This window comes from Proteiniphilum sp. UBA5463 (genome assembly GCF_002427225.1).
Lineage (GTDB): Bacteria > Bacteroidota > Bacteroidia > Bacteroidales > Dysgonomonadaceae > Proteiniphilum > Proteiniphilum propionicum.
On the sequence record NZ_DIQL01000005.1, the window covers coordinates 111,661 to 121,793 of the forward strand.

Sequence of the window (10,133 nt, forward strand, 5' to 3'; positions counted from 1 at the left end):
ATATATTATAAGCAATCATTAAATAAAACACTTGGTTGTTGTTTCTGTCACAAAGCAATTTCTAAAAAACTGTGCCGGAAAAGCAACTTATAATCTTTTCCGGCACAATAAAATCTTAATGTTGATATTATACTAAAGATCTACAACTCCTTTACTCTTATATTCCTGAATTTCACAACCGTTCCGTGTCCCAGAAATCCGATATGTCCTTTTTTATTGAAAAGTCCCGGGTGCTCTCTGCCATCTATCGTTCCGTTTTTGGCAGCTTCACGAATATTTCCGTCTAAGATTGTTGTCCCATTCAGTATTACTTTAATATTGTCTCCATCGGCAATAACTTCCTGGTAATTCCATTCGCCTGTCGGTTTAAGGAAGCCTCTTTTAGCTGGGATCACCCCATATACCGACCCGTGATACTGATATTTCTGCAGGTCTTTATAAACGGGTGCTTCATTATCGAGAATCTGCAGCTCCATACCCTGGTAGGCAGCATCACCTTCCATCGGAGTACGAATCCCCAGCCCGTTGTTGGCATCGGGTGTGAGCATAAACTCAAAACGAAAGACAAAATTATCATACTCTTTCTTGGTGTAGAGGTTACGGTTGATTCCGCTGTAGTTCTTACCAGGATATACTGCTATCACTCCATCTTCCATAATATAGTCGGTGGTGTTTCCTGTCCAGTGATGCATGTTTGTACCATCGAAGAGTACCTCAAACCCTTCTTTTTTCTCCTGTTCTGAGAGTTTGAATGGTTCAGGGCGTTCCAGTTCTTTGATCAAGATGTCGCGATATGCCACTTTGCTACCGTGAGCCTGCAACTCAATTTGCTCAACAGGGAATATCGGCTGGCTGCGATCCCAATAGTTTTCCAGAATGACATTGTCAGTTACCAGCTGGCCGTTAAGCCACACCGAAACGCGGTCGCCTATCATCCTGATACGGAATGTATTCCATTCACCCACCTTTATATCTGCCACCTTAAGTGGTTTACTGGGATTCACCTGATTATTATAGAGCCCGCCTGACCCGACTTGTGCACCTACGTTTACTCTTGCTGTGTCCCATATTTGTACCTGCGGAGTTCCGCGAAGATAGATGCCAGCATCAGGTTCAGGCCCTTCATACAGTTTCCAGTCTATTAGCATATCAAAATCGCCGTATTGTTCCTCGGTACAGAGGTTGTCGCCTTTTCCCGTAAAGAGCAGTACTCCATCTTCAACAATCCAGCTTTCTGCTGCTTCCTTGTCTGCTTTCTGCTGTGCCTGAGTAAGTTCTTTCTTGTTCATGGCTGCCCTTTTGATCGGGTTTGCCACCAATCCTTTCCATCCGTCCAGGTTTTCCCCATTAAAGATAGAAATATATCCTCCCTCCTGTGAGTTTTCCGAGAGATATTTCTGGATGGATTGCCTCTGATAGTCTGCATCTGGATTTTGAAGTGTTTGACTTACTTTATCCAGTATTTTCTTTGTTTCTGTGCCGGCAAAAGAGGGATTGTTAATTGCAATATTCATTGCCGCAATAGCAGCTGTCTCGCTTGTTTGAGGCTGCTCCATATAGGGAGCAACGAAAAGCATTGCCTGGTATTGGGCGGTAGTGCCCATCAGTTTAATAATTTCATTCTTCTGTTTGTCGTTTTGGGCAAATGACATCGTTTCGCGCAGGAAGAGGTATTTAACGGCACCTGTTTTATTAGATCCGGCGATTGTCGAAACAAGCGCATCGGTTACCTTTTCCAGTTCCTGATTGTTTTTGCTGCTTCTTGCTATATCCAAAAGAGGATAAACAACGTTAAACGATTTCCATCCGGCAAGTGCTTCAAAAGCAGCGCTTTTATTTTTACCGGTTTCTTTACCATATGCTTTGGAAATAAGATCCATTGCCTGCGGGGTTCCGCTGTTTGCAAGGGCGCTGTAATAGAGGTGTTTGTTGGCAGATTTACCCATTCTTCCGGCAACCAGATTCAGTTGCTCATCCGCCGGAAGATAGTTGAGTGCCGCATTAATTGCCTGCCGTATTGCGGGTGCATAGCTTGCATCGGACTGCTCAAGCAGGGTGAAAAGGTCAGATAGGTTTCTGTCAGTTACAACCTCTTTCAGTGTGTTTGCAGCTTCGGTTTTCACTACTGTATTGCCAGTAAATATCTGATTATAAACGAGATTGTATTGGCTCTCCATTTTGCGGTTTGCAATAAGTTGCAGGATTGCCTTTTTCCCCTCATCTCCGCATTCGTTAAAAACTGATGCAAGGGTGTAAGATATATCACCGTCAAAGGTTGATAAAGCATTTTGTGTTAGTGTAACTGTCTCTTTATCATCGCTTTTTAGCAGGGCAGCTAATGCAATAAGAGCCTCATCTCCACCGATTCTTGCAAGAGAATGAGCTGCAGCCTTTTGCACTTCCTTGTCAGAAGATTTTACAAGCCTTATGATTTGAGGAAGGGCTGTTTTTCCGTTGTTTTCTGCAGACCAGTAGATAAGGGTTGTCTGTATCTGGGTCGATTTGTTAGAGGATAGCTCCTTTAATATCAGCTCATTCGCTTTTTTATCATTCTGAAAAGGGTATGCGTTGAGCACAGCGTTTATATAAGTGATATCACCATCTTTAATAACATTCTTCAATAAGTTCACTTTTTTCGTGGATTCCTGTGCCAGGATCAATTGCATGGCAGCACTCCTCAGTCCCGTGTCATTCTGTCTGGAAGCAGTGGAAAGTAGCTTCTTTGCTTCTTTCTCTACCAGTTTGGGGTTGCCGTTGTTGAGCCTGTCAAGTAATTTGATATATGATGCAGTGGCACTGTTTTTATTATATGCAAATCCGGCCTTTGCCGCTGCCTCTCTTAATGGTTCAAGGGCATCTTCTGACCCCACATTGGCTAATGCATTGAGAATTACTTTTTCCATTTTTTCCTGTGTGCTGTTGCTTAACAGGCTAAGCAGGGCCGGTTCGGCTTTTTGGTAATCGGTCTGGGCAATGGCGTTAACAAGGTTGAGCCTTATCTCATCCGATCCACCTGAGGAGAGAGCTATCAGTAGAGCATCATGAGCTTTCTCTGTTCCGATACTTACCAGCGCTTGCGACGCATCGTCTGAGAGATAGCTGTCAGTAAGGAAATCGGCTAATACGTTTACACTTTCGTCAGTTCCTATTTTTCTGAGTTGGCGTATAATGAATGCCTTCACCTCTTTATCGAGAGGTTGGGCGAGTGCCTTTCCGAATGCTTTTTCAGCCACTGATCGTTTGTTGTAGTCGTTTGCCACAAAGCTGGTCCAGCCGCTAATGGCGTAATCCAGCACTTCGTTACTCTCTTTTCCGGGAGGATTCATCCTTCCTATAATTTCCAGCAGTCCCTTTTCACCGGTGGAGACTAAATCTGAAATAATCTGGTTGTAATTCTTCGGGGTGTCTGCCGGCAGTTGGGCCAGTGCATCGGCGATGATGGTAGCATCGGTTCTACCTTGCGGTGTCTGAGCCTGAATTCCGGCAGTTATCAGAAGGCTCAGAAAAAATATGATAAATCGTATATGTTTCATCTTTTTTTATTTTAAGAGATTATATAGTCCAGGGAGCTCTCATAGGCTGATCAATCAGTCTGTTAGCTTCTTCGTCATTGACAAACATTTCATTTACCGGGTCAAACTGCAGTGTTCTGTTTAGTTGAAGCGCTATAGCACCCATGTTCACGATAGTACATGAGCGGTGCCCGTTCACCTCGTTCAGTGCAAACTTCTGTCTGTTTCGAACAGACTCAAGGAAATTAGTATTCTGTTCGCGTGGTTCGGGGAATGCAGCCAGTTTCTTTTCCCAGTCGGGGATATCGCAAACAAAGTTTTTGTAAACATTTCCTTTTGGCCCTGAAATATAGGGGGTGTCAGGTTTTCCGTAATCGCCACCCCAGAGTATGATCTGACAGCCGTCTTCATAAGTGTAAGTGATTGAACGCCATGTGCCGACTGCGTCGGGATGCTGTTGAGGTGCATCAACCTCCACTTTAACCGGACTTGTATTGTCTTTACCCAACATGTACTGTACGGGGTCGATATAGTGCTGTCCCATATCACCTAATCCTCCGCCATCGTAGTCCCAGTAACCACGAAAGGTCTGGTGAACGCGATGTGCATTGTATGGCTTATAGGGAGCCGGCCCCAGCCACATATCATAATCTAGTTCCTGAGGTACAGGCTGTGGTTCAAGGTGTGTTTTCCCCACCCAGAAGAATTTCCAGTCGAAACCGGTATGTTTGCTGATGGTCACTTTCAGAGGCCATCCTAAGAGCCCGCTGTCGATCAGTTTTTTTAGCGGCTTTACCGGGGTGCCAAGGCCGTAAAATTGATCCTTGAAGCGGAACCAGGTGTTCAGACGGAAAATATTACCATGTTGTGCTATTGCTTCCCTAACACGTTTCCCTTCTCCTATGGTTCTTGTCATCGGCTTTTCACAGAAAATATCTTTTCCTGCCTTTGCTGCTTCAACCGACATAATTCCATGCCAATGGGGTGGGGTAGCAATGTGAACGATATCAACGTTTTTATCAAGGATAAGATCCCTAAAATCGTGATAGAGGTTGATCTTTTCTTTTACCATTGCAGCTGCTTTGGTAAGGTGATTTTTGTCGACATCGCACATAGCAACAACACGTGTGTTATCGTAGGAAATGTGACCGCGTCCCATTCCTCCCACGCCGATAATTCCCTTGGTAAGTTCATCGCTGGGAGCAATCATCCCTTTCCCCAGCACATTCCGGGGCACAATTGTCAGCAATGTAACTCCACCGATAGTTTTTAAAAAATGTCTTCTGGTGGTCATTGTTATTATAAAATTTAATTACTTATAGGTATGTGAAAAATTAACTTTGTAAAAATAATGTTTTCTGAGGAGAAAAAAGAATGAAAAGTTAGATAAAGAATAAAAAAAGAGTAAAAGTAACAGGTGTTAAATTTTAAGTACACTTTTTGTTAAATAAATGAAAGACTGTTTCATCTTTTAGAAAAAGCATACTTGAATCTTTCTAGATAGGTACAAAAATCTCCTTGTTTGTCATGCTTGGAGAGCCAGCAAAGGGATAAATCTTTCAAAGTAAGTTCAAAAGTTTCTGCTGCTTCATAAACCAGAAAAAAGCCGGGCCCAAATGCACATAAAAAAAGGAGACTGTCCGGCTTTTAAAAACAGTCTCCTTTGAAATATTTGAAATAGGCTATTCTTTGTGAGGTGCACCTGCCAAAGGAATTGTCTCGGGGATGTTTTCCACTTTACCCATAAGGTAAGTTTTGGGACCCAGGTATAACTCGGAATTCAATATCTCATCCCAGGTTATGTCTTTTCCTGTGTATGCTGCTATTCTACCCATAATGGTTACAAGCGTAGAGTAAGCCTGGTCAACCCCGTCGTTTATGGTGTTCCCTGTTCTTATTGCGGTGACCAGGTTTGTATGTTCCTGAACGAAGGGATTGGTCACTTTCCATTCCGACTGGTTGTCATTTTCAGCAGGTAAAGGGTACTCCCAAACAATATTTCCTTTCAGGTCATACAGCTTTCCGGATGCGTCTGCATAACCGTTTGAGCAATTAATCTGCTCAACTTTCCCATTACTGCACCCGTCTATCTGACGTGAAGCGCAATGTCCTCGCATGCCGTTTTCATAAAGATATTCGATACTGAAAAAGTCGTACTGATCACCGGTGACCCTTCTTTGGCGCCCTCCCCAACCGGTAGCTTTTACAGGGTACTGCCCAAAATACCAGTTCATCACATCTATCTCGTGAATGAACTGTTCTGTAATATGATCTCCCGACAGCCAGCAGAAGTTTACCCAGTTTCTTAGCATATACTCCATATCTGTCCATTCCGGCCTTCTGTTGCGAAACCACAAGGCTCCCCCGTTCCTGATAATGTTTGCTCCGGTTATTTCACCGATTTCACCGTTTAATACCCTTCGTCGGGTCTCCATATAGTCCTTCTGTGAACGGCGAATGGTCCCGCTGATTATATTCAGATTAAGTGATTCAGCTCTTTTTACTGCTGCCAGCACTTTCCTTACACCTGTGGGGTCAACAGCAATAGGCTTCTCCATAAAGATATGTTTTTTTGCGTTCACAGCGGCCTCTACATGTGTAGGACGAAAATGTGGAGGTGTGCATAACAGTACTATATCAATTCCTGAATCAATAACTTTCTCATAGCTGTCGAAACCAATAAAACAATTCTCATCAGGAATTTCCACATTTTTTTTCTTTTTCAAAATCTCCCTGCAGGCATCCATCTTATCCTGGAAGACATCACCAAGAGCCACTATCTGCAGATTTGGCCCTGCATTCAGGAAATCTATTGCAGCACCAGTACCACGTCCACCACAACCGACCAATCCGGCTTTTAGAACTTTTCCATCGGGTGCCTGATCTGGTAATACAGGGAGTGTTAACCCGGCTTTTTTATCTTTTTTTTGAGATGAGCAAGAACTCAGAATCGGAATTCCAGCGGTTATTCCTATTGTTCCGGCTACTACTGAACTTTTTAGAAAATTTCTCCGTGATAATTGATTGTTTTGTTGCATTTCGAAATAATATGTTTTAAGACTTCAGATAACTGAAAATTATATCAATAGATTGTAATTCACATTTGGCAAAGTTAGAAAAATAACGAAGTAATATATTCATAATTTGCGAAAAATGAGTTTCAAAAAAAGATTAATCAGAGGATAGACTTATATCTTAAGAAATATTTTTCGCCTATAGAGGATATAAAGAAACACCCATCCTATGGTTATATATCCTGCAGACATGACAATGGGAGCCCAAGTTTCGGGAAAGAGTTCAGCAATACCACGGAAGAAAAATTCATTTGCATTTCCCCACCGTATGATACGGTTAGCAAGATAGATTGTAATAGGGTTCATCCCTATCACGACGAAGAAAAAAGACCACTTACTTAACCTCCACACGTCAATAATCAGGTAAAAAATAGCCATCAAAAGCAGGCTTATACCTCCAACCCAACAGACAAAAGAGCTGGACCACAGTATTTTATTAATAGGGAAGGCAAGATTCCATAACTGACCTGCTATCATAAGGATAACACCTGCAATAGCCATATACAATACTTTCTTTAATGGTTTCAGGTTTGTTAAAAGCAGCTCCCCTGTCAGAATACCTAATAATCCTGTCCCAGTAGCGGAGATCAGAGCCAATATCCCTTCGTTATCTCCCAGCTCAAAACAGCAGAAACGTCCCGGTAACAGAAGCCTGTCGATATAACTTGCAATATTTCCCTGCATTGAATAATGATCGGGATCTCCAGTATCAGGTGCCTTAAACAGTACAAAAAGGAGCCAGTAGAAAATCAGGATACCCCAGAACCAGATTACACGTGTTTTTGATTTTTTCGTATTCATGAAAATCAATGTGGCAAACATCCATGCCAGTCCAATTCGTCCCAGAACGCTTGCATAACGCAGGTTTGCGAAATCGAAGCTGATACCGTTATTGTAAATAATACCTATCAGCACAAGTAGCAACCCTCTCTTAAAAATATGCCTGTAAAGTGAATTCCTTCCATCTTCCATCTTTAAACGCTTTTGTGCAGAGAAGGGAAATGAGACACCGGCAATGAAAAGGAACAAAGGAAAGATCATGTCATATGCGTGAAAACCATGCCATTCTATATGTGTCATCTGGTTTGCCCACCACTGCAGAGCGGGTAATCCGGTTAAAGAGCCCAGCAGTATAAAAAACTCACCTGCACCCATAATCCAGAACATGTCGAATCCTCTCAGAGCATCGAGTGACTTTAGTCGCTGTGGCTGAATCTCGTTTCTAGTTTTTTGTTTCATCGATACAAGATACAATTTATTACAGATACGATATAATCTCATCCATTTGTGCCGAGATCATCTTCAGATGATTCCGGTCTCCCCCGTTTACCTCTGCAGTGAGCCATCCTCCCTGATGATTTATCTCTTTGACGGCTTTCATTACCAAAGGCCAGTTATTGTCGCCTTTCAGCAGATCTACTTTGAACCCTTCCCACAATCCTTTGGAGTTCATCAGCTCGCGGCTGAACTCTTTGATGTGGAGTTTCATAATGCGTCTGTTTAATGTCCTGATCCAATGCTCAGGCCATCCGTAACGCAGCACATTACCAATATCGAAATACCATCCTACAAGAGGATGATTTATTTCATCAACAAATCTTTTTGCTTCCACCGGACTTATGAGGAAATTGTTCCATACGTTTTCCAAAGCAATTTGCATCCCTGTTTCTTCTGCATAAGGAATCAGCTCTCTGATTGAGTTTTGAGAAGTGATGTATGCCTGCTCGTAAGATACCTTTTCGTTGACTACACCCGGCACGACTAAAACCGTGTCTCCACCCATCTCTTTCACCTCCTGCAAAGATTTCGCGACAGAGTCGATACACTTTTTCCTCACGGCCGGGTCGGGATCGGAAAGGGGTGAACTCCAGTGGTCCTTGTTTACAACCGAGGGAAGTTCAATCCCCGATTTGGCTTTTGCCTCAAGGATCTCGGGCATATTAAAATCAACAGGTGAGTTTAGTTCTACACCGTTGAATCCAAGATCTACGGCAAGTTTAAATTTGTCAGTTAATGACAACTCCTCTTTGATCATTCCAAGCCCCAAGCTCTTTTTTAAGGCGACTTTTTGTTTCGGCTTATTGTCTACAAGGGTTGATGATAGACCCAACGATGGAGTGACAGTCTCAATGGGCGATATCGTTGCAGACAAGGGAGAAACGACTGTCGCTCCCGCAATGGCGGCAGCCGATTTAATAAATTCCCGTTTGTTCATATCTATGATTATTTAAATTCAGTAATTCCTGGAATAGCAATAGGTATATCATATTTTGTATCATACACAGTAATTTGCAAAACGATTTAAGCAAAGATTAAATGCTTATATTAGTGACATTCTTTTGTCACAAATATAGTCGAATTTTTTAACATGTCTATGAATTTCACAAAGAAGGAGAGATTAGTGCATGAAAAAACAAATGGGCACCAAATATTTCCTCTTAATATCTGCCTATTCTATAAATTTATGGTTTAGTAACCCAAAGTGTAAACTTATTGGGGTGTATACATTTCATCAGTCTCTCACGGGAAAAACAGCAATTCGTAATGTACTGCACCCATAGGGGATAAGTTCAATGTCTTCTTCATTACCAATGTCTTTTTCCTGTTCAGTGAGAAAATAAGATACCGGGCCGGCCGACCCGTTGTATTCTTTCCATCCGGGGAGGCGTAATCCTGTTGTTCTTATTTTAACAGGTGCATTTTGCAGCGTCCAGGGATAATCTGAAGTCATGTTTTTTGTTTCAACAATAAAAGCTTTCTCAACATTTTCTTTACTTAAGTTACGGATAGGTAAGGCATAGTTCCAGGGAGAGTCGCTGGTGACCTGGTAATACCATTTTCCGTAACGTTTGGTTTCGTGGGGCTCTGTTGTTTTCTTTTGCCAGTTTTCATTCATCTTCAGCGCATACAGAAGTGGGCCGCGTTCAACGGCCGCTCCGCCATCGTACCATCGGCTTATCGACACTTCCATGGGCAGGCGTAGAACGACCTTGTCATTGCTTTTCCAGGCACGATCGATCTTTGCGATTTCACCTTGCCTTGTTTCTGCCGTAACCCCTTCCCCGTTTATCGTTATTACGGGGTTTTTACACCATCGGGGAATACCCAGGTGGAACGGAAATTTTATTCTTTCTTCTTTTTTATCTGGAAACTCAAAGGTAAAAGTAATGGTTTCCTCAAAAGGATACTGTGTGGACTCTTTAACGGTGATGAGTTGTCCATTTCCTACCTTTGCTGAAACCTCCGATGGGGCATACACCATTGCGGCAATGCCGTTATCGTTGGTCGCATACCAAAGATTCTGCGTAAACTTGGGCCACCCCTGATGCATGTTGGAGGTACAGCAGGGGTATCCGGTGAGTTCTCCGAAAAGGTTGTCTGTATCGTGATGGGGAGTTACGAAATTTCGCATGTCCCGGCTGACTTTAATCTGGTTGACCTGCTGGTAATACTGTCGAGCGCCAAAATCGTCGGTGGTTTGAGTTGGTAAGGCATTATAAGCAATTTTTTCGAGGTGGTCTGCCCATTGCACATCACCGGTAACCTG

General features: G+C 42.8%; 5 protein-coding genes and 1 pseudogene. All 6 read right to left on the reverse strand.

Annotation, left to right across the window (positions count from 1 at the left end):
• Positions 1-140 precede the first annotated feature (140 nt).
• Positions 141-3,533, reverse strand: a complete 3,393-nt coding sequence (locus B3B27_RS01620; RefSeq protein WP_286846737.1) for a DUF1080 domain-containing protein — start codon at positions 3,531-3,533, stop codon at positions 141-143.
• A 19-nt stretch (positions 3,534-3,552) separates the two neighbouring features.
• Entirely contained in the window at positions 3,553-4,806 is a 1,254-nt protein-coding gene (locus tag B3B27_RS01625) for a Gfo/Idh/MocA family oxidoreductase (protein WP_238841662.1), read from the reverse strand.
• 388 nt (positions 4,807-5,194) lie between these two features.
• Positions 5,195-6,550, reverse strand: a complete 1,356-nt coding sequence (locus B3B27_RS01630; protein ID WP_286846740.1) for a Gfo/Idh/MocA family protein — start codon at positions 6,548-6,550, stop codon at positions 5,195-5,197.
• A gap of 150 nt (positions 6,551-6,700) precedes the next feature.
• Positions 6,701-7,825: an acyltransferase family protein gene (locus B3B27_RS01635; protein WP_238841664.1), complete on the reverse strand. Its 1,125-nt coding sequence runs from the start codon at positions 7,823-7,825 to the stop codon at positions 6,701-6,703.
• 19 nt (positions 7,826-7,844) lie between these two features.
• Entirely contained in the window at positions 7,845-8,801 is a 957-nt protein-coding gene (locus B3B27_RS01640; RefSeq protein ID WP_238841665.1) for a sugar phosphate isomerase/epimerase family protein, read from the reverse strand.
• 297 nt (positions 8,802-9,098) lie between these two features.
• A pseudogene (locus B3B27_RS01645) lies at positions 9,099-10,133 on the reverse strand (beta-L-arabinofuranosidase domain-containing protein); the annotation flags it as partial.